The 20932-nt window shown below is 69.5% G+C and carries 15 protein-coding genes; 6 read left to right on the forward strand and 9 right to left on the reverse strand.

Annotation, left to right across the window (positions count from 1 at the left end; all coding sequences use genetic code 11):
* The first annotated feature begins 19 nt into the window (after nucleotides 1-19).
* Together FZ983_RS22610 and FZ983_RS22615 are read left to right on the forward strand one after the other, a co-directional pair.
* A complete protein-coding gene (locus FZ983_RS22610) occupies nucleotides 20-508 on the forward strand; it encodes an OsmC family protein (RefSeq protein ID WP_149225735.1) in 489 nt (162 codons plus the stop codon).
* Nucleotides 505-1191, forward strand: a complete 687-nt coding sequence (locus FZ983_RS22615) for a nitroreductase (RefSeq protein ID WP_149225736.1) — start codon at nucleotides 505-507, stop codon at nucleotides 1189-1191. Before FZ983_RS22610 ends, FZ983_RS22615 begins: the two co-directional genes overlap by 4 nt.
* Before the next feature lie 22 nt (nucleotides 1192-1213).
* Here FZ983_RS22615 and FZ983_RS22620 read toward each other — a convergent pair whose 3' ends face one another.
* From FZ983_RS22620 to FZ983_RS22635, 4 genes are all read right to left on the reverse strand, one after another.
* Nucleotides 1214-1612 carry a response regulator gene (locus FZ983_RS22620; protein ID WP_149225737.1) on the reverse strand — a complete coding sequence of 133 codons (399 nt, stop codon included), beginning with the start codon at nucleotides 1610-1612 and terminating at the stop codon, nucleotides 1214-1216.
* A 37-nt stretch (nucleotides 1613-1649) separates the two neighbouring features.
* Entirely contained in the window at nucleotides 1650-2972 is a 1323-nt protein-coding gene (locus tag FZ983_RS22625) for a CHASE3 domain-containing protein (protein ID WP_149225738.1), read from the reverse strand.
* A gap of 165 nt (nucleotides 2973-3137) precedes the next feature.
* Nucleotides 3138-5759 carry a PAS domain S-box protein gene (locus FZ983_RS22630; RefSeq protein ID WP_149225739.1) on the reverse strand — a complete coding sequence of 874 codons (2622 nt, stop codon included), beginning with the start codon at nucleotides 5757-5759 and terminating at the stop codon, nucleotides 3138-3140.
* Nucleotides 5756-8800 (reverse strand): chemotaxis protein CheB, encoded by a 3045-nt coding sequence (locus tag FZ983_RS22635; protein ID WP_247883917.1) that lies wholly within the window; start codon nucleotides 8798-8800, stop codon nucleotides 5756-5758. The genes FZ983_RS22630 and FZ983_RS22635 overlap by 4 nt, the downstream gene beginning before the upstream one ends.
* Before the next feature lie 322 nt (nucleotides 8801-9122).
* On the opposite strand from FZ983_RS22635, the gene FZ983_RS22640 reads away from it, so the two are divergent.
* Nucleotides 9123-11168: an NAD(+) synthase gene (locus tag FZ983_RS22640; RefSeq protein WP_149225740.1), complete on the forward strand. Its 2046-nt coding sequence runs from the start codon at nucleotides 9123-9125 to the stop codon at nucleotides 11166-11168.
* Nucleotides 11169-11232: 64 nt separating this feature from the next.
* Here the strand turns inward: FZ983_RS22640 and FZ983_RS22645 are convergent, their stop codons facing one another.
* From FZ983_RS22645 to lptF, 3 genes are all read right to left on the reverse strand, one after another.
* Entirely contained in the window at nucleotides 11233-11784 is a 552-nt protein-coding gene (locus FZ983_RS22645; RefSeq protein WP_149225741.1) for a flagellar biosynthesis regulator FlaF, read from the reverse strand.
* Nucleotides 11785-11871: 87 nt separating this feature from the next.
* Nucleotides 11872-12882 carry a glycosyltransferase family 9 protein gene (locus FZ983_RS22650; protein ID WP_149225742.1) on the reverse strand — a complete coding sequence of 337 codons (1011 nt, stop codon included), beginning with the start codon at nucleotides 12880-12882 and terminating at the stop codon, nucleotides 11872-11874.
* A complete protein-coding gene (gene lptF / locus FZ983_RS22655) occupies nucleotides 12879-14036 on the reverse strand; it encodes an LPS export ABC transporter permease LptF (RefSeq protein ID WP_149225743.1) in 1158 nt (385 codons plus the stop codon). Before lptF ends, FZ983_RS22650 begins: the two co-directional genes overlap by 4 nt.
* Nucleotides 14037-14264: 228 nt before the next feature.
* Here lptF and FZ983_RS22660 point away from each other — a divergent pair, with 228 nt between their 5' ends.
* From FZ983_RS22660 to FZ983_RS22670, 3 genes are all read left to right on the forward strand, one after another.
* Complete coding sequence (locus FZ983_RS22660; RefSeq protein ID WP_247883918.1) at nucleotides 14265-16442, forward strand: tetratricopeptide repeat protein; 2178 nt, start codon at nucleotides 14265-14267, stop codon at nucleotides 16440-16442.
* Nucleotides 16443-16559: 117 nt separating this feature from the next.
* Nucleotides 16560-17897, forward strand: a complete 1338-nt coding sequence (locus tag FZ983_RS22665; RefSeq protein WP_149225775.1) for a sorbosone dehydrogenase family protein — start codon at nucleotides 16560-16562, stop codon at nucleotides 17895-17897.
* A gap of 41 nt (nucleotides 17898-17938) precedes the next feature.
* Complete coding sequence (locus tag FZ983_RS22670; protein WP_149225745.1) at nucleotides 17939-19060, forward strand: cysteine desulfurase family protein; 1122 nt, start codon at nucleotides 17939-17941, stop codon at nucleotides 19058-19060.
* Between the two features lie 5 nt (nucleotides 19061-19065).
* Here the strand turns inward: FZ983_RS22670 and FZ983_RS22675 are convergent, their stop codons facing one another.
* Nucleotides 19066-20166 carry a porin gene (locus tag FZ983_RS22675; RefSeq protein WP_348771069.1) on the reverse strand — a complete coding sequence of 367 codons (1101 nt, stop codon included), beginning with the start codon at nucleotides 20164-20166 and terminating at the stop codon, nucleotides 19066-19068.
* Complete coding sequence (locus tag FZ983_RS22680; RefSeq protein ID WP_149225746.1) at nucleotides 20078-20839, reverse strand: 5-oxoprolinase subunit PxpA; 762 nt, start codon at nucleotides 20837-20839, stop codon at nucleotides 20078-20080. Before FZ983_RS22680 ends, FZ983_RS22675 begins: the two co-directional genes overlap by 89 nt.
* Between the last annotated feature and the right edge of the window lie 93 nt (nucleotides 20840-20932).

The following is a 20932-nucleotide window of genomic DNA, read 5'->3' on the forward strand; positions in this document are numbered from 1 at the left end:
CAGCGAAGGAGTGGGAAGGATGGCGCACAGAGAACACCGCTATGCCGTGCGGGTCGAGTGGACCGGCAATCTCGGCACCGGCACGTCGGGCTACCGGGCCTACAGCCGCGACCACAGCATAGACGCCGGGACCAAGCCGGCGATCCCCGGCTCCTCCGACCCGGCCTTCCGCGGCGATCCGGCGCGCTGGAACCCGGAGGACATGCTGGTCGCCTCGCTGTCCGCCTGCCATCAGCTCTGGTACCTGCATCTCTGCGCGACGGCCGGGATCGCCGTCACCGCCTATGCCGACGAGGCCGAAGGGGTGATGGAGGAGGGGCCGGACGGCGGCGGGCAGTTCAGCAGCGTCGTGCTGCGGCCGCGGGTGACGCTGGCGCCGGGATCGGACGCCGCGAAGGCGCTGGCCCTGCATCACGAGGCGGCGGAGAAATGCTTCATCGCCCGTTCGGTCAACTTCCCGGTCCGCCACGAGCCGGCAGTGGACGTGGCGGCGGAGGTCGCGGGATGAGCGACGCCCCTGCCCTCTCCGTACTGGACGCCGTCGCCGGCCGGCGCAGCGTCCGTGCCTTCTTGGCCACGCCGGTGGAGCGGGAGACGGTGCTGCGCATCCTCGACCTCGCCGCGCGGGCGCCGAGCGGCTCCAACATCCAGCCCTGGAAGGTCCATGCCATCGCCGGGGAGGCGCGCGCCGCCCTGTCGGCAGAGCTGCTGGCCGCCCATGAGGCGGGCGAGCCGGAGGTGCCGGAATATCCCTATTACCCGGAAAACTGGCGGGAGCCCTATCTGGGCCGGCGGCGGGCGGTGGGCTGGGCGCTCTACGGCTCGATCGGCATCGGCAAGGGCGACCGCGAACGAATGGCGCGGCAGCATGGCCGCAACTGGCTGTTCTTCGGGGCGCCGGTCGGGCTGTTCTTCGCCATCGACCGCGACATGGGCAAGGGCGCCTGGCTCGACCTCGGCATGTTCATGCAGAACGTGATGATCGTCGCCCGCGGCTTCGGGCTGGAGACCTGCCCGCAGGCGGCCTTCTGCTACCGCCACGCCATCACCGCCCGCCATCTCGGCCTGCCGGACACCGAGATCATCGCCAGCGGCATGGCGCTGGGCCACGCCGACTGGTCGGCGCCGGAGAACAATTTCCCGACGGAGCGAGAACCGGCGGAAGCGTTCACACGCTTCACCGGATTCTAATTCACCGGCTTTCGGGCGCGTCTTACAGGGTGACGAAGCCGTGGGGAACGGCGGCCGCAGCGGCACCAGTGGCAAGCAGGCTGCCGACGAAGGCCGCGGTCTGGACCAGGACGCGGGGGGAGAAGGGCTTGGCGATGTAACCCAACCCGACCCCGCCCGCCTGCGCCTTGTTGGGCGGATTCCCGGTGGCGAAGACGCAGGCGATGCCCAGCGCCTTCAGTTCGCGGGCGACGTCGAGCCCGTTCGATCCGTTGGCGAGCTTGATGTCGACGAACGCCATGTCGGGCGGATGTTGCCGGGCCAGAGCAAGGGCAGAGGGCAGATCCTCGGCGACCCCCGTCACCTCGTGCCCGGCGGACTGGAGCGTCAGGGACACGCCCTCCGCGATCAGGTATTCATCTTCAATTATCAGGATCTTCATTGTTTTTCTTGTAAATGCTGCACGACGCCGGGAAGGATCACGCCTGGGTAGGAGAATGGGGTTTCATTGGGAAAGTTAAAAGGAACCGCGTCCCCGGAGTCAAACGTTCGATCTCCAGCCTGCCCCTTATTTGCCGCGTAAGATTGCGGACCGTGTTCAGTCCGAAGCCGCCGCCCCCGCTGCTTGCGACTTCATCGGGAAGCCCGACGCCGTCGTCGGTGACGTCGATGCGGACCTCGTTGCCCTCCACCCCCATGCCGAGCCTGATCGTGCCGGGCCGCCCATCGGGGAAGGCATGCTTGTAGGTGTTGGTCAGAAGCTCGTTCACGATCAGCGCCACCGGGACGGCGGTGTCGACCGGTGCCGGCAGCGGAGTGTCGACCGCCATGGTCATCGCCGGCTCGCTGGCGGAAGTCGCGGGAATGGCGTTCTCGGCGATGCTGCGGATCAGGTCCGACAGTTCGACGGTATCGTAGACCGCCCCTTCGCCATACAGGCGGCGGTGGACCTCGGCGATGGCGAGGACGCGGCTGCTGCTGTCCAGCAGTTCCTGGCGCACATCGGCGTTGTTGTGGCGCAGCGCCTGGGTCCGCAGAAGGTTGGCGACGATCTGCAGCGAGTTCTTCACCCGGTGGTTCACCTCGTCCAGCAGGATGCGGTTCTCGTCGAGGGCGGCGGCCAGCGCCTTCCCCTCCGCCCGCTCGGCCTGGTAATCGCGCTCAAGCCGCCGGACGGTGGTGGTGCCGAGCCAGCCCGTGACCGACACGAAGGTCAGCGCATAGGCGATCATCAGGATTTCGAGGAGGGTGGCGTGCCGGCTGCGCCGCGCGAGCAGCGAATCCTCTTCCGACCGCATGGTGGTGGTCAGTTGCCGGATGCCGGTCATCAGGCTGGCGCCCGTTCCCTCGCGGAAGGTCGCCAGCGCCCGGTCCGGCCCCAGTCCGTCGGCCTGCCGCAGCATCTCGGCCATGCGGTCCAGCTTGGCCTGGGTGAGCGTGCGCAGGGCCTTGACCTTGTCCTGCTGCGCCGGGTTGTCGGCGGTCAACAGATCCAGGCGGTCGAGCAGCCTGCGGCTGCGCTCCGTTCCCTCGGCATAAGGCACCAGATATTGGCGGTCCAGCGACAGAAGGTAGCCGCGCTGGCTGGACTCGGCGTCGGACAGGCTGGACTGCAGTTCCTGGACGGTGGAGATCACCTCGTGCGTGTGGTCCACCCAGTCGATGGCGCGGCGGTATTCCAGGAACACGACGATCAACAGCAGGAAGCCGACGAACAGACCGGCCGACAGCAACGCCGATACTCTGGCGGCGCGGGCGCGAACCTTCCGGCGTAAGAGGCTGGCATCGGTGTTGGTGGGCATGGACCGGTCTCGCTTGCCGCCGTCGACCACGTCGTGCGTAGTCCCTACAGTCTGATCTCTCCCGTATTGGTAACATTGACCTGAGTCAAAAGTGACGTGGGCGAAAAATTGCCCGAACGGCTACTCCGAAAAATGGCAGGGCATTTTCAGGCGCGGCCGTCCTTTTCAGCCGTTCAGTGCGGCACTCAAGGTATCGCGCAGACGGTTGGGCTGAATGGGCTTGTGCAGCAGGGCACATTGGGCGCCGGCCGCTTCCCGCAGGCGGTCGGCGGAGGTGTCGCCGGTCAGCAGCACGCCGGGCACGTCGCGCGACAGGCGGCGGCGGACCATGTCCATCACCATCAGTCCGGTGGTGCCCTCCGGCAGGCGGTAGTCGGCAAGGATGACGTCGGGGGTCTGCCCGGCCTCGATCAGCTCGTCCAGCAGGCCGTCCGCCTCGGTGCCGCTGCCGGCCTCCGCCACGCGGAACCCCCAATCCTCAAGCATCAGGGCCAACGCCATACGGATGACGGCGTCGTCCTCCACCAGCATGATCAGCCGGTCTTCGCTGCCGTCGCGGATCGCCGCGGCCGATTCGCCGCCGCCGGCCTGTGCTTGGCCTGCCTGGGTCGGCGCGCCGGTGCCGGACTCGGTCAGCGGCAGACTGACGGTGAAGCGGCTGCCGCGGCCGAGCGAGGAGGTCACGTCGATGCTGCCGCCCAGCATGGTGACCAGCCGCTTGGCGATGCTCAACCCCAGCCCCAGCCCTTCCCGGCGGTCGCGGGCGGCGTTGCCGACCTGATAGAAGTCCTGGAAGATGCGGTCGATGTGCTGGTCGGCGATGCCGATGCCGCTGTCCCACACCTCGATCTGCAGGCGGTCGCCGCGCCGCCGCGCGCCCAGCAGCACCCGTCCGCCAGGAGCATAGCGCAGCGCGTTGGCCAACAGATTGCGCAGGACCCGTTCCAGCAGGCCGGGGTCGGTCCGGGTCGCCAGCGGCGGCGCCACCAGACGCAATTCCTGCCCGCCCCTCTCCGCCAGCGGGGCGAAATCCCCATGCAGCCGGGCCAGCAGGGCGCCGATATCGACCGGCTCCGGATGCGGCGCGACCAGACCGGCCTCCAGCTTGGAGATATCCAGCATCCCGTCCAGCATGCCGCCCAACCCGCCCAGCGAGGACTGGATCTGCTCCGCCACCCGCCGCGCCTCGGCCGGAAGGCTTTCCTTCAGCAGCAGGTCCGACAGCAGCAGGAGCGCCTGGACCGGCTGGCGCAGATCGTGGCTGGCCGCGGCCAGGAAGCGTTCGCGGGCGTCCAGCGCGACGTTCAATTCGCGTTCCAGCGCCTTCACCGCGGTGATGTCGGCGACGCTGGACACCACGGCCTCCACTCGGCCGGCCGTGTCGGCGACGGGGTGGCTCGACACGCGCAGCCAGCGGGTCGGGGCGGTGGCCTCCTCCCCCTCGACCACGCCGACGATGCGCTCCACCACCGGCTTGCCGCTCCGCGCGGCCTCCGCCGCGGGGGGCAGCCCATGCAGGCGGTTGCCGTTGGCGTCGATGAAGCGGCGCCCGGCGGTGGTCGGCACCAACTGGGTCGGGGCGGTGGCCGGGACCAGATGCCCGTCCGTCCCGTCCCCGTCATAGCCGGCCGCGGTGGGATCGAGCAGCGGGCGGGCCGGGCCGCCCAGCAGCCGTTCGGCCATCGGGTTCGCCAGCAGGCAGCGGCCGTCGGCGGCGGTCATCGTCAGCGCGTCGTGCAGCGACTGCACCAGGACCCGGTGCCGCCGCTCGCTGAGGTTCAGCGCCGCTTCCGCCGCCCATCGCGCGGTAACGTCGCGGAAGGCGACGACGGCGCCCTGGATGCGCTCCTGCACCGGGGCGAGGCGCTTGCCGGGCATCAGCATGGGCGAGATGGAGACCTCGACCAGCACGATGCCGCCATCCTCCCGCCGCAGCCGTTCGCAGGCGACGCCGCGCGGCCGCCCGTCGGTCAGCGACAGGGCCAGCGCGCGGGCGGCACCGCCTTCTGCGGGTGTCCCGCTTTCATGATCGAGGGCCGGACCGGCCAGCAAATCCGACGGCGGGCGGCCGATCAGGTCGAGGTCGAGATGGCCGGTCAGTGTCGTGGCGGCGGCGTTGACGAAGCGGATGCGCCCGTCGGCGTCCACCCCCAGGATGCCGTCGCCCACCGATTGCAGGATGTGGTGGTAGTCGGCGCGCGCCCGTTCCGCGTCGTCGCGGGCCTGCTGCACCTCGCGCAGCCACGCGTTCCGTTCGGTCAGGTCGGTGATGGTCAGCAGCACGTCGCCGCGGTCGCCGTCATCCAACGTCACGGTGCGGGCGTCGGTCAGCCCGTCGATGACGGTTCCCTGCGGTCCGACATAGCGGAATTCCTGCCGGACCCACTCGCCGGTCTCGCGCAGCCGGCCGAGCGCGGTGAACAGGCGGCCATGGTCGAGACTGTCGACCAGCAGGGTCAGGGGACGGCCCTTCAGCCGCAGCATCGGCAGGCCGAACTGGCGCTCGGCCGCGGCGTTGGCCTCCCCCACGATGCCGGCGGCGTTCACCGCCAGACAAGCGAGCGGCACCGACTGGAACAGCTGGAGATATTGCAGGCGCGACGCCTCCAGCGCCTGCTGCGCGCCGCGCAGTTCCTCGTTCTGGATCTCGAGTTCGGCCTGATGGACGTACAGTTCGTGCAGCAGTTCCTTCATCGAGGTGACGGTGATGTCCGCCGCCTCGAAATGGCCGCCGCTGAGCACGCTTTCGGCGCGGCGCCGCAGGCCGCCGGGGCGATCCTCGGTCATGCCGCCCCTCCCCGGCCGTCCTCGTCGTCCAGCCTCAGTTCCATCAGTTTTCGATTGGTGATGTTGATGTGGCTGACGACGACACCGCCGTCAGGGTCGTTCAGGCGTGTGGCGTGCATCAGGAACCAACGCTGCTCGTCGGGCGAATGGCAGGGATATTCAATGGTGAAGTCGTCGGCCCTGCCGTCCAGGATGCGGTGCAGCCCGTCATGCACCGCGCGGGCGACGCCGTCCTGCCTGATCGCGTCCGGAGTCAGGCAGACTTCAAGATAATTGGTACCGATGCCGCAGCGGTTGGTGGCTCCGCCGCCGTTGCGGTCGGCGAAGCTGCGCCATGCGGCGTTGACCATGACGATGCGTCCATCGCGGTCGGTCACGGCGATGTGTTCCGGCAGGCTGTCCAGGACGTTCTGCAGCCGCTCCTGCGCCTGCTTGGTGTCGGTGACGTCGACGAAGGTCACCACCACGCCGGCCACCTGGTTCTTGTCGGTCAGATAGGGCAGGATCCGGGTCAGGACCCAGCGGCCGTCATTGACGCGGACATGGCGTTCCATGGGCTCGCGCCCGCCGAAAACCGCCCGGATGTCGGCCAGGAAATCGGGATAGTCGATGTTGGTCGACAGATGCGCGATGGAACGGCCGATGTCGCGCGGGATGATGTTGATGAAGCTGGCCGCCGCCGGGGTGAAGCGGCGGATGACGAAATCGTCGTCCAGGAACACCGTGCCGATCTCGGTGGAGCGCAGCAGGTTGTCCAGGTCATTGGTGATCTCCGTCAGCTCCTCCACCTTCGCCTGATACTCAGCGTTGACGGAGTAAAGCTCCTCGTTGACCGACTGCAGTTCCTCGTTGGTGCTCTGCAGCTCCTCGTTGGAGGCCAGCAGTTCCTCGTTGGTGGCCTGAAGCTCCTCGTTGGCGGTTTCCAATTCCTCGATGGTCGCCTGGAGATTCTCGCCGCGCGACAGCAGTTCCTGTTCCAGCCCGCGGATGCGCTCGGCGGCGTCGGCGTTCAGGTCGAAGTCGGAATCCGGCACCGACAGCGGCAGCATGTTGGCGCGGTCCAGCACCACCAGGGCGAAGCGCCGCCCGGTCTTGCGCGCCACATAGGGCTGGACCCGCAGGCTGAGCGCCACCACCCCCTCTCGGTCCTTCACCGGGATGTTGGACAGCGCGAATTCCTCGCCCGAGCGGAAGGCGCGGTTCAGCGCGGTGCCCGTCACCATGGCGACCGACGAGGGCAGCATCTTCAGCACGTTCAGCGTCGCCTCGCCCGGCGGCACCTTCAGCAGCGAGGAGGCGTCGCCGAACACATGCAGGATGTTCATCTGGTCGTTGACCAGCAGGCAGGGCGGCACATAGGCCTTCATCAGCGCGGCCATCGCCTCGTCGATCGCCGCCCCCTCCTCCATCCCCGGGGACGAGACGTCGTCGCCATGGCGGGCCAGCGGAGCCGCCACCGTCGGCACCAGCAGCCGCGACAGCCGGAAGGACCCGGCGCGCAGGCTCTGGAAGATCTTGTTGCGGCTGTCGACGGTGTGGAAGTCCGACTGGAGGTCGCCCAGCGTCTCGCTGGTGCCGAGGAACAGGAATCCGCTCTGCCGCAGGGCGTACTGGAACAGGCTGAGCACCTTGCGCTGCAAGGGCTGGTCCATGTAGATCAGCAGGTTGCGGCAGCTCAGCAGGTCGATCTTTGTGAAGGGCGGGTCGCGCATGATGTTGTGCGCGGCGAACACCACCATCCGGCGGAGATCGCGCGACACCACATAGCTGTCGCCCCGCGCGGTGAAGAAGCGGGCGAGCCGTTCCTGCGACACGTCCTCGGCGATGGCGCGCGGATATTCGCCGAGGCTCGCCACCTCTATACTGTCCTGGTCGATGTCGGTGGCGAAGATCTTGACGTCGACGCTGCGGCCCATCCGTTCCTGCGCCTCGGCGAACAGGATGGCGAGGGAATAGGCCTCCTCCCCGCTGGCGCAGCCGCAGACCCAGACGCGGATCATGTCGGACGGGCTGCGGTTGGCGAGCAGGCTGGGGATCACCCGGTCGGCCAGGATGCGGAAGGCCGCCTCGTCCCGGAAGAAGCGGGTGACGCCGATCAGCATCTCCTTGTAGAGGTTGACCGTCTCGGCGCTGTTCCGCCGCAGCAGGGCGGCATACTCATCCATCGATTCCAGCCCGGCGCCCTGCATCCGCCGTTCGATCCGCCGCAGCAGCGTCGCCAGCTTGTAGTGGGAGAAATCGACCCCGGTGACGGAACGGATGACCGCGATGATCTGGGCCAGCGGGTCGTCGCCGTCCTCCCGCCGCTGCCGGGCGGGCATCGGGCGGGCGCGGGCCAGCGCCTTGCGCGCATGGTCGATCAGGCGGGCCGGCAGCTCGTCGGGCGGCAGGGTTGCGTCGATCTGTCCGGTGGCGAGCGCGCTGCGCGGCATGCCGTCGAACTGCGCCGTTTCCGGCTGCTGCACGGCGGTGAAGCCGCCGGCGGACTTGATCGCCATCAGCCCGCGGGTGCCGTCGGACCCGGTGCCCGACAGGATCACGCCGATGGCGAGCGGCCCCTGGTCGCGGGCCAGAGCGGTCAGGAAGATGTCGATCGGCAGGCTCATGCCGCTGCCGGCGTCCTTGGCGGTCAGCCTCAGCCGGCAATCCTCGATGGTCAGGTGCTTGCCGGGGGGCAGCAGATAGACGGTGTTGCGCTGGACCGGAACGCCGTCTGTCGCCTGAACCACCTCCATCGCCGTGTGCTTGGCCAGCAGGTCGACCATCAGGCTCTTGTGCACCGGCGACAGGTGCTGGACCACGACATAGGCGAGGTCGCTGTCGCCCGGCACGGCGTCGAAGAAGCGCTGCAGCGCCTCCAGCCCGCCGGCCGAGGCGCCGAGGCCGACGATGCAGCAGGACTTCTCCGGCCGGTCCTCCGTGCCTGCCCCGGCATCGGCCGGGACGCTCTCCGGGGAGGCGGGCGGCAGAGTCACGGCATCCGTCTGCCGCTGTGCGGCGTCGGGCTGGTCCGGCTGCGTGACCGGCGTATCCGATGGCACGATGATGAACGAGTCCTTCTGGCGTCGGTCTGCCGACTCTCGGTGCAAACGAGTTCCGGCTATATCCAATGCACTTGCATTGGTCAACTTGGCTGTCGGAGGGCATGATCCTCCACCCCCATCATTTTAACTGGAGGCGTCTGATCGAACTATCGATTTGACCTTGGTTTTATAACGAATGTATCGTGTCTAACACATCCCTGGGCCATCACGCCGGAAAGCCTGCTGCGGGGACCTGACGCCGAGGAAATTCCTGCTATCTTTCATGCCCCGGCGCCATATCGTGGTGCGTCAGGGACAGACATGGCAGCAGGGACGGGTCATGAGCTTCACCTCGATCTATCGGCACGGCTTCGCGCGGGTGGCCGCCTGCACGACGCGCTGCACCCCGGCGGACCCCGCGGCCAATGCCGCGGCCATCCTGGAGGCGGCACGCGCCTGCCACGACAAGTCGGTGGCGGTCGCGCTGTTCCCGGAGCTGGCGCTGTCCGGCTATGCCATCGACGATCTGCTGATGCAGGATCCGCTGATCGACGCGGTGGAACAGGCGATCCTCGATCTGGTGCAGGCCTCGGCCGGACTGATGCCGCTGCTGCTGGTCGGCGCGCCGCTGCTGTATGACGGGCGGCTCTACAACACGGCGGTGGCCATCCACCGCGGCGAGCTGCTGGGCGTGGTGCCGAAGCAGCATCTGCCGAACTACCGGGAATTCTACGAGCGGCGGCAGTTCGCCTCGGGCACCGGCACGGATGGCGGGACGATCCGCATCGGCGACCTGACCGCCCCCTTCGGCCCCGACCTGCTGTTCTCGGCGGAGGATCAGCCGGGGCTGGTCGTGCATGCCGAGATTTGCGAGGATCTGTGGGTTCCGGCGCCGCCCAGCACCATGGCGTCGCTGGCGGGCGCCACCATCCTGGCCAACCTGTCGGCCAGCAACATCACCATCGGCAAGTCCGACACCCGCCGGCTGCTGGCGAAATCGCAGTCGGCGCGCTGCCTCGCCGCCTATCTCTATTCCTCGGCCGGGACGGGGGAATCGACCACGGATCTCGCCTGGGACGGCCAGACCTCGATCTTCGAGAACGGCGAGAAGCTGGCGGAGACCGACCGCTTCCCTGACGGCGCCCAGATGGCGGTGGCCGACGTCGATCTGGACCTGCTGCGGCAGGAACGGCTGCGCCAGGGTACCTTCGACGACAACCGGCGCCTGCACGGGTCCGCCAGCGGCGGATTCCGCACCGTCGCCTTCCGGCTGGACGCGCCGGAGGAGGATGTCGGGCTCTTGCGCGTGGTGCCGCGTCTGCCCTTCGTTCCGGCCAGCGCCGAACGGCTGGAGCAGGACTGCTACGAGGCCTACAACATCCAGGTCGCCGGGCTGGTGCAGCGGCTGCGCGCCACGGGCATCGGGAAACTGGTGATCGGCGTGTCGGGCGGGCTGGACAGCACCCATGCGCTGATTGTCGCCGCCCGCGCCATGGACCGGCTGGAGCTGCCCCGCAGCGGCATCCTCGCCTACACCATGCCCGGCTTCGGCACCAGCGAGGGCACCAAGTCCAACGCCTGGCGGCTGATGACGGCGCTGGGGGTGACGGCACAGGAGCTGGACATCCGGCCGGCCGCCAACCAGATGCTCAAGGACATGGACCACCCCTTCGCCCGTGGCGAGGCGGTGTATGACGTGACCTTCGAGAATGTGCAGGCGGGCCTGCGCACCGATTACCTGTTCCGCCTCGCCAACCACCACAACGGCATCGTTCTGGGCACCGGCGATCTGTCGGAACTGGCTCTGGGCTGGTGCACCTACGGCGTCGGCGACCAGATGTCCCACTACAACGTCAATGCCGGCGTGCCGAAGACGCTGATCCAGCACCTGATCCGCTGGGTCAGCCGCACCGGCCAGTTCCAGCAGGAGGTGTCGGAGACGCTCGACGCCATCCTGAAGACGGAAATCTCGCCGGAACTGGTGCCGGCCGGATCGGACAAGGCGCTGCAAAGCTCCGAATCCGTGGTCGGGCCGTATGATTTGCAGGATTTCAACCTGTTCTACGTGCTGCGCTACGGCTTCCGTCCCTCGAAGATCGCCTTTCTGGCCCGCCATGCCTGGTCCGAGGCCGAGAAGGGCGACTGGCCGGAGGGCTATCCGCTGGAGAAGCGCCGCGCCTACAGCCCGGCCGAGATCCGCGACTGGCTGCGCGTGTTCCTGCGCCGCTTCTTCGGCTTCAGCCAGTTCAAGCGCTCGGCCATGCCGAACGGCCCGAAGGTGACAGCCGGCGGCTCCCTCTCGCCGCGCGGCGACTGGCGCGCGCCGTCCGACGGCAACGCCCGCATCTGGCTGGAGGAGCTGGAGCGCGAGGTTCCGGCGGAGTGAGGCCAATGAAAAAGGCCGGCGCCCCATCGGAGCGCCGGCCTTTTTCGTGTCGTTCGGATACCGATCAGATCGAGATGCGCAGGGACTCGCGGTTGACCGGAGCGGCGTCGGGGGTGGTCATCGGGCGCGGCGGCACGGCGGGGCGCATGCCGGCGGGCGGCTGGCCCGGGGCCGGGGCAGCCTGGGGAGCAGCCGGAGCCTGCGGGGCAGCGGCCTGAGGCGCGCCCGCATGCGGCTGGGTCGCCTGCTGGGCGGCGATGAACTGGCCCTGCGCGGTCAGTCCGCTGGCGACGTTGCGGTTGATGTTGACCAGCGTGTCGATCTTGCTGAAATCCAGGTCGATCAGACGGTTGGTGGTTTCGCGGTCGACCAGCAGCGACAAGGCCGCGATGTTCGTCCGGACCTCCGGCGGATGGCCGCAATCCTCTTCGGTGATCGCCGCCTGGAAGATGGTCCACAGGCGCTGGTTCAGCTGAAGAGCCTCGCGGTAGGCCTTTTCGTCCTTGGCATGGCTGGCGGCGATGATGCGGCGCGCCGCTTCCGCCAGGGCCCAAGCCTCGACGTCGCGCGGATTGTCCGAGGTCGGCTTGTTGGCGTAGGTAGGAGTCGGCTTCATTCCAAACCCTCGGGGGAAAACCCATCCGGTGGGGCGGAGCTGCCCCTTTGCATAGTCGTCGAAGTGTCGGTTATCCGGCCGGCTTTGTCAACGCAACGGGGGTACTTCCGCCGCTCCGGCGGGCGTTGCCGCAAACTGGTCACAAGTTCTATGCGTTTCAGCCAGGAGCTTGGCAGCGACCTTCGCCACCCGGTCCTCGGCGATGCCGTCCATCAGGCCGCGGGCATTGGGATCGGCGGCGACGCGGGCCAGCAGATCGGCCTGGGGAACCTCGCTGACCACCACCCGCCCGCGCGGCCCCCACGGGCCGTAGATGGCGGGATAACCGGGACCGAAGAGTCCCACCGTCGGCACGCCGGCCGCCGCCGCGATGTGCATCAGACCGCTGTCGTTGCCGACATAGAGCGCCGCCCGCTCCAGGCAGGCGGCCGCCGCCATCGGGTCGGTGCGGCCGGTCAGGTCGATGGCGCGATCGCCCAGCGCGTCGAGCACGGGCCGCGCCCGCTCGCGCTCCGGCCCGGCGGCCAGCACGGCCACGCGGGCGCCCGCCAGCGCGCCCCCCTGCCCCGTCAGCCGGAGCGCCAGACGGGCGAAGCGGTCGGCCGGCCATTCCTTGCCCAGCCAGTTGGCGGTCGGCCCGATCGCCAGGAACGGACCGGCTCCGGCGGGGATCAGGGCATCGGCCTGCCGCCGCGCCGCGTCGTCGATCCACAGCCGCGGGTCCGGCGGCGGCGACAGGCCGAGCAGGGCGGCGTTCTCCTCCACCTTGTGCATCGGGCGGGGCGGCTTGGCGTGGAAGACCCGCCGGCGGGCCGGCACCAGCCGCCCGACCGCCGAGTTGCGCAGATCCAGCACCAGATCCCAGCGCGTGCCGACACAGTCCAGCCACAGCCGCAGCCAATGCCGGGCGTAGGAGCGTTTCGCCAGCGGAATCAGCCGCTCCAGCCCCGGCACGGAGCGGAACAGCGGCGCCGGCAGCGGCCCGCAGGCGATGGTCAGCCGCGCGTCCGGATAGGCGTGCGTCAGGTGGTCGAGCAGCCCGGTGGACAGCACGGCGTCGCCCAGCCGGTTGGAGGTGATGAAGAGGATGCGGCTCATGATGCGCGCCCGGCAGCATCCCCGCCAGCATCCAAGGGAGCGTCCCCGGCGGAATGCCGGCGTCCCGGCCGCAGCGTCAGCCCACGCGACATCACCCACAGCGCCGGCAGCAGCATGGCCAGCGGCATGGCATACATCAGCGGCACGAAGACGGTCGCCTTGCCGGCGAGGCTGGTCAGGCCGAGTGCCGCCGCCTGCAATCCCATCACCAGCAGCACGGCGATGGTGACGCGGGAGGACTGGCCGCGGCGGTTGAACTCGCCCGACAGCAGCGCCGACAGCGCCACCAGGGCGTAGGTCAGGGCCAGCAGCGGCGAGGAGAAGCGGTGGTGCAGCTCCGCGATCAGGCCGCGGCGCATGCGGTCGTCCTGCGCCGGCACGTCGCCCGCCATCAGTTCCGCCGTGCTGCGTTCGCGGGCGTCGGGCCAGCGTTCCGCCGCCTGCGGCGCCACCGCCTTCAGGTCGACGGCGTAGCGGTCGAAGAACAGCTGCGACAGCCGGCTGGTCTTGCGGTCCAACTCCTGCCGGTTGCCGTCATAGACGACGAAGCGCGTGCCCTCCGGCCCGGTCTGCATCACCGCGCGGTCGCCCATGATCGTCACCGGCTTGTCCGGCTGGCGCCCGTCATGGATCAGCACCTTGTGCAGGTTGCCGTCGGCGTCGCGGTCGCGCAGGAAGACGCTGAAATGGTCGCCGACTTCGTTGAAAACGCCTTCGCGCAGGAACAGCTGCGAATAGTCGCTGCGCACCGTGTACTCCATCCGCACCAGCTCGCGGTGGGCGGCGGGGGTGATCCAGACGTTCAGGGTGAGGACGACGGCCGTCACCCCGACCGCCAGCACGAGCGCCGGCTGCGACAGCGACAGCGGGCCGACGCCGGCCGCGCGCATCACCACCAGCTCGCTGTCGGTCGCCATCTTGTTGTAGGTGAACAGGATGGCGCCGACCAGCGCCAGCGGCAGGACGATGCCGAGGAAGGTCGGCACCGTCAGCAGCAGCAGCCACAGGAACATGCCCATCGGCGCGCCGGCGCTGACCACGATCTCGATCAGGCGCAGCGACTGGCTGAGCCAGATGGTCAGCGTCAGGCCCGCCGTGGAGTAGAGCGTGGCGATCAGCAGGTTGCGGAACAGGTACCGTTGCAGTCGGTTCATGGGCGTCGATTCACGGGCAGCGGCCGGGGCTGTATACGGCCGGCAAGCTGACCGCCCCAGCCCGCCGGGTCAAGTGTTGAAAACCTGGGGCTCGATCAGCGGACGCCGGAAGAATCCCCTCTCCCCCCGGGGAGAGGGAGGAGGAGCCGGGTTGGAATGCCGTCTGTCTCACCCGCAGGACAGGGAAACCGCTGGCGCGGGTTACCGGCAACCGGTATGACGGTCGGCATGGCGACGATCCAGGAAGCGATGGCTGCCGCGGTGGCGCATCATCAGGCCGGCCGGCTGGCAGAGGCGGCGGCGATGTACCATGCCGTGCTGGACGCCATGCCCGGCCATGCCGACGCCGCCCATCTGCTGGGCGTGGTCCATCTGCAGTCGGGCCAGCCGGATCGGGCGGTGACGCTGATCCGCGGCGCCATCCAGCACAGCCACCGGGTCGCCGATTATCACGACAATCTCGGCAGCGCGCTGAAGGCGCTCGGCCGGTTGGAGGAGGCGGTTACCGCCCACCGGCAGGCGATCCGGCTGCGGCCGGACTTTGCCCAGGCGCTCTACAACATGGGCAACGCGTTGGAGGCTCTGGGACGGCTGGAGGAGGCGGCGACCGCATTCCGGCAAGCCGCGGTGCGGCGCCCCGGCTATGCTCGCGCCCGTTTCAACCTGGGCAACGTGCTGGCGGCGCTGGGCCGCCGGACGGATGCCGACGCCGCCTACCGCGCCGCGATCGCCGACGATTCCGGCTTCGTCGAGGCGCATGCCAACCGCGGCGGGCTGCTGCTGTCGCTGGGCCGGCCGCAGGAGGCCGCGGCGGCGCTGGCCCGCGCGCTGGCGCTGCGCCCCGATCACGCGGCGGCACTCGCCAATCTCGCGGCGGCACGGCTGGCGCTGGGCGACCGCGACGGGGCAGACCGGGCGGCCCGCCATGCCGTGGCCGCCCGGCCGGATTTGCCGGCCACCCTGCTGCGGCTGGGGGAGGTGCGCCAGCATGCCGACCGGCTGGGCGCGGCGGCCGACGCCTATGCGGCGGCGCTGGCCTGGGACCCGGCGCTGGCGGAGGCGCACGCCAATCTGGCGCTGGTGCGGCAGAGCCAGGGGCTGCTCGACGCGGCGGAGGCCGGGAACCGGCGGGCGCTGGCGCTCGACCACGGTCTGGCCGACGTGCGCTCCAACCTCGCCTATCTCCAGCTGTTCCGGCCGGGAGTGACGGCGGCGGCGGTGCTGGAGGCGCACCGGGCCTGGGATGCGGTCCATGGCGCGCCGCACCGCGGGCGCTGGGTCAAGCCCGGCCGCGGGTCCTCTGGGGCTGCGGCGGGAAAGGGACCGCTGACCGTCGCCATCCTGTCCGGCGATTTCCGCCGCCACCCCGCCGGCCTGTTCGCCCTGCGCACGGTGGAGGCGCTGCCGGAGCACGATGTCCGCCTGCTGCTCTACGCCAACCAGACGGAAGCCGACGATGTGACGGACCGCTTCCGCAAGGCGGCGGCGCGCTGGACGCCGGTGGCCGGCTTGACCGATGCCGAGATCGCGACCCAGATCCGCCATGACCGGCCCGACGTGCTGATCGACCTTGCCGGGCACAATGCCCGCGGCCGGCCCGGCGTCTTCGCGCGCAAGCCGGCGGCGGTGCAGGTCGCGTGGTCCGGCTATATGGCGACGACCGGGCTGGCGGCGATGGATGCGCTGGTCGCCGACCGTCACCATGTGCCCGACGGCATGGAGAGCTTCTATGCGGAGCGGGTGCTGCGCATGCCAGACGCCTTCATCGCCTACGACCCGCCGGGCGGCGAGGAAATCCTGCCGCTGACGCCGCCGCCCAGCCTGTCCGGCGGGCCGGTCACCTTCGGCAGCTTCAACATCCTGACCAAGCTGAACGACGGGGTGCTGGCCGCCTGGGCGGCGATCCTGGAGCGGATGCCGGACGCCCGCCTGCTGATGAAGACCAAGGCGCTGTCATGCCCAGCCACCGCGGCACTGTGGCGCGACCGGCTGGCCGCTGCCGGCATCGACCCGGACCGGGTGACGATGGTCGGCGCCAGCAGCAGCCTGGACCACATGCGCTGGTGCGCCTCGGTCGACGTGGCGCTCGACCCCTTCCCCTTCGCCGGCAGCACCACGACGCTGGAGACGCTGTGGATGGGCGTGCCGGTCGTCACCCTGCCGGGGGAGACCTTCTCCAGCCGCCATTCGCTGGCCTTCCTGACCGTGGCGGGGGTGGAGGGCTGCATCGCCGCCGACCCGGCCGATTACGTGGAGCGCGCCGTCGCCCTGGCCGCCGACCCGCAGCGGCTGGCGGAGATGCGCCGCAGCCTGCGCCCCCGCATGGCCGGCGGACCGCTGTGCGACGGCGGAAAGCTGGCCGCCGCCCTGGCCGCGGAGCTGCGGGGGCTGACGGCGCCGCGCTGACGGCCGACCGCTGGGAGCGGAACCATCCCGTCCGCCCGGACGTTGAGCGTGGGTACCCCCTCCACGCCCACAGATGCGGGAATCCGGCGCATGCGTAGCTCCTCTCGGCTTGCCCTCATGCTTTCCGCGACGGTCGCGGTCCTGTCGCTTGCCGGCTGCGGCGAACAGGCGAGCCTGCCGGTATCGGCCGGCACCGGCCCCAACCCGACCTTGCCGGAACCGAAATCCACGCTGATCCCGACGGTGAACATCGCCGACGCCATCGGCTGGCCGCAGGGGGCGCAGCCGACGCCGGCGCAGGGGTTGAGCCTCACCGCCTTCGCCACCGGGCTGGACCATCCGCGCTGGATGCTGGCGCTGCCCAACGGCGACGTGCTGGTGGCGGAGACCAACGCGCCGCCCAAGCCGGAGGACGGCAAGGGCATCAAGGGCTGGGTCATGGGGCTGGTGATGGACAAGGCCGGCGCCAAGACGCCCAGCGCCAACCGCATCACCCTGCTGCGCGACAGCGACGGCGACGGCAAGGCCGATGTCCGCGAACCCTTCCTGGAAGGGCTGAACTCCCCCTTCGGCATGACATTGGTCGGCGGCGACCTCTACATCGCCAACACCGACGCCGTGGTGAAGGTGCCCTATAAGGAGGGCGACACCCGGATTACGGCCCAGCCGGAGAAGATCGTCGATCTGCCGGGCGGGCCGATCAACCACCATTGGACCAAGAACATCATCGCCAGCCGCGACGGTACCAAGCTATATGCAACCACAGGTTCAAACAGCAATGTGGCCGAGAATGGAATGCAGGCGGAGGAAGGCCGCGCCGCCATCTGGGAAATCGACCTGAAGACGCGGTCGCACCGCATCTTCGCCTCCGGCCTGCGCAACCCCAACGGGCTGGATTGGGAGCCGACCGGCGGCGCCCTGTGGACCGCCGTCAACGAGCGCGACGAGATCGGCAGCGACCTTGTCCCCGATTACATGACCTCGGTGAAGGACGGCGGCTTCTACGGCTGGCCCTACAGCTATTACGGCCAGCATGTCGACCAGCGGGTGGAGCCGCAGCGCCCGGATCTGGTCGCCAAGGCGATCCCGCCGGACTATGCGCTGGGTCCGCACACCGCGTCGCTGGGGCTGGCGTTCTCGCGGGCCGGCGAGTTGCCGCAATCGCTGCAGCAGGGTGTCTTCATCGGCCAGCACGGTTCGTGGAACCGCGAGCCGCCCAGCGGCTACAAGGTGATCTTCGTGCCTTTCCGCGACGGCAAGCCGGCCGGCGAGCCGGTGGACGTGCTGACCGGCTTCCTCGACAAGGACGGCAAGGCCCAGGGCCGCCCCGTCGGCGTCATTCTGGACAACAAGGGCGCGCTGCTGGTCGCCGACGATGTCGGCAACGCCATCTGGCGCGTCAGCGACAGCGGAACGGCCCAGTCGGCGGAGAGGCCGGACCAGCCGACACAGTAGCACCCCCTCCCCTTCTGCTGCGGATGGCGCGATACTGCGCCATGATCTATCTCGACCATCTGGCCTCGACGCCGCTCGACCCGCTGGTGCTGGAGGCGATGCTGCCCTGGATGCGGCCGGAGGCCGCCGGCAACCCGCACGCCGCCCATGCCGCCGGCTGGCGGGCCGCCGACGCCATCGAGCAGGCGCGGGCAGAGGTCGCCGCCCTGGTCGGCGCGCAGCCGGGCGAGGTGGTCTTCACCTCCGGCGCCACCGAGGCGAATGCGTTGGCCCTGCTGGGCGGAGTGCCGCCGGGAGGAGGCTGCGTCGTCTCGGCGGTGGAGCATGCCAGCGTGCTCGGCTGCCTGCCGGAGCTGCGGCGGCGCGGCCACCCGGTCGTCGTGCTGCCGGTGGACGGGATCGGGCGGGTCGATCCGGCCGGGCTTGAGCAGGCCTTGGCGGACCTGCCCGGACCGGTGCTGGTGTCGGTGATGGCCGCGAACAACGAGGTGGGGACGGTCCAACCGCTGGCGGAGCTGTCGGCGGTCGCCGCCCGCCATGGCGCACTGATGCACAGCGACGCGGTACAGGCGCTGAGTACGCGCATGCTCGACATGGCGGCGCTGGGGCTGCACGGGCTGAGCCTGTCGGGACACAAGCTCTATGGGCCTATGGGGATCGGGGCGCTGGTCGTCCGCCAACCTTTCCGGCCGGCACCTCCGTCCGCCGGCGGCGGGCAACAGCGCGGCCTGCGGGCGGGAACCCTGCCGACGCCGCTCTGCGTCGGGCTGGGTGTCGCCTGCCGGCTGGCGCGGGAACGGCGAGAAGAGGACGCCCGCCGGATCGCGGAGTTGCGCGACCGGCTGTGGCGGCAGCTGCGCGAGCACGTGCCGGGCATCCGCCGGAACGGGGCCGCAAAGGGCGGAGAGGGGCTGGCCGGCTGCCTGAACGTGACCGTTCCCGGCACCGATGCCGCCGACCTGTTGCTGGATCTGCCGGATCTGGCGGTCGCCACCGGCTCCGCCTGCCACAGTGGGGCGGGGGAGCCTTCACATGTTCTGCTTGCGCTGGGCCTGTCCCCCGCCGATGCCCATGCCAGCCTACGCTTTGGCCTGGGCCGCGGAACGACGGCAGCGGAGGTGGACGCGGCGGCCGAGCGGCTGGTGGGCCGGCTGGCAACCTGAACGGTTCAGAACTGCAGCCGGGCGCCCAGCCTGACCACCGCACCCATCGTTTCCGGACCGGTATCGAAGTTGGTGTCGGCCATCACCTGCCAGCGCGGCGTGATGCGATAGGTCAAGTCGGCGAGATACTGCTCGTTGGCTGCCGCGCCGTCAGGTGCCGACCGGCGCACCCGGAAGGACAACGTCATGTCGCCCCGGCCATAGGCCAGCCCGGCATTCAGGCTGCGGAAGGACGCGCCGTCCGCCTCCTCCTGCTGGCGCAGGTCGCCGTCCAGGGTGACGCTCTGCCAAGTGAACTGGCTGCCGACGATCCAGGACTGGCGCGGCAGGCGGCGGCTGTCTCTGCGCACCCGCGCCCGGCTGGTGCCGGCGGTCAGCCGGGCGTTGATCCCACCGATTTGCAGGGTCTTGCGCACCGCCGCCTCCACCAGATGCAGCGCCTCGCGCGGGTCGGGCATGTCGGCGTTGCCCCGCGGCAGCGGGGTGTAGCTGGCGCCAAGCTCTAACCCGCGCAGCGGTGGGGTGTAGTAGGTCAGCTTCGCCGTGCGGCTTCCGGCACCCGCAGTGGCCGGCATCGCCGTGGTTCCCACCAGGCGGTTGCGGGCGCCATCGGCCTGCCCGATCTCCAACTCGCCCCAGGAAACATCGACCTGCAAGAAATGACGCCGATCTGCAACACTACCCTTTCGATAGAGAATCTCAGCAGATGCCTCGCCGGCCGATAAAATCGCCATTGCCGCCAGAATTGGCATGGAAATTCGTCGTTGCATGGGCAAGACCTGTGCTGATTGGCCGGGGCTCGACTGTCCATTACGTCGATGCCGCTCTGTGTATCCTTTCGCGTTTGAGAGATGTTCGTCTAAAATTCTGACAAAACTGTGACCTGGACTTTGCGTGCTGCGGCGCAAAAATGCGCACGGGTTCGCGGAATGCGCGAGGTGCTCGAATCCGGGATGGAGTTTTTCAAAGACGTGGCGGGACGGGGCTGATCCTTGACCGGTCAGCCACGCTCCAGCTTCAGACCAGGGCCTTGACCACCACGCCGGCCTGTTCCAACGCCCGGCGGACTGCGGCAGCCATGGCGACGGCAGTGGGAGTGTCGCCATGGACGCAGATGGTATCCGCGACGATGGGCAGGCGCGTGCCGTGGCGGCTTTCCACAGCGCCATCCAGCACCATCCGAACCACACGCGCTGCGGCCAGATCCGGGTCGTGGATCACAGATCCCGCAACGGTGCGTGGGGTGAGCGTGCCGTCATCCTCATAGGTGCGGTCGGCAAAGGCCTCGCGGGCGACACGCAGGCCCATGTCCTGACCGACGCGATCCATGGCGCTCAATGGCGGAACGACGAACAGCAGGGTGGGGTCCACCGCCTTGACGGCGCGGGCGATGGCGCCGGCCAGATCCGGCTCCACCGCCGCCATGTTGTAAAGGGCGCCGTGCGGCTTCACATGGGTCACACGCTGGCCCGACAGGGCGGCGCAAGCCTGGAGCGCACCGACCTGATAAGCGACCAATCGCTCCACCTCGGTGGCGGTAATGCCGCGAATGACGCGGCGGCCAAAACCGGAGCGGTCCTCGAAGCCGGGATGGGCGCCGATGCGCACGCCCTTCTCACCGGCCAGTTGGGCAGTGTCGGCCATGATGATGGGGTCGCCGGCATGGAAGCCGCAGGCGATGTTGGCCGACGTCACGATGTCGAGCATCGTGCGGTCGTCACCCATGGACCAGGCGCCATAGCCCTCGCCCATGTCGCAGTTCAGATCGATGTTCGGCATGCCGTCTCCCGCAAGTCGGTCGTCCAGGACTGAAGATGCGGGGAGGATACAGCGTTCCGGCCTGGCGGGGCAGAGGAAGCAGCCGGCCGGAAC

Source organism: Azospirillum sp. B21 (genome assembly GCF_008364825.1).
GTDB lineage: Bacteria > Pseudomonadota > Alphaproteobacteria > Azospirillales > Azospirillaceae > Azospirillum.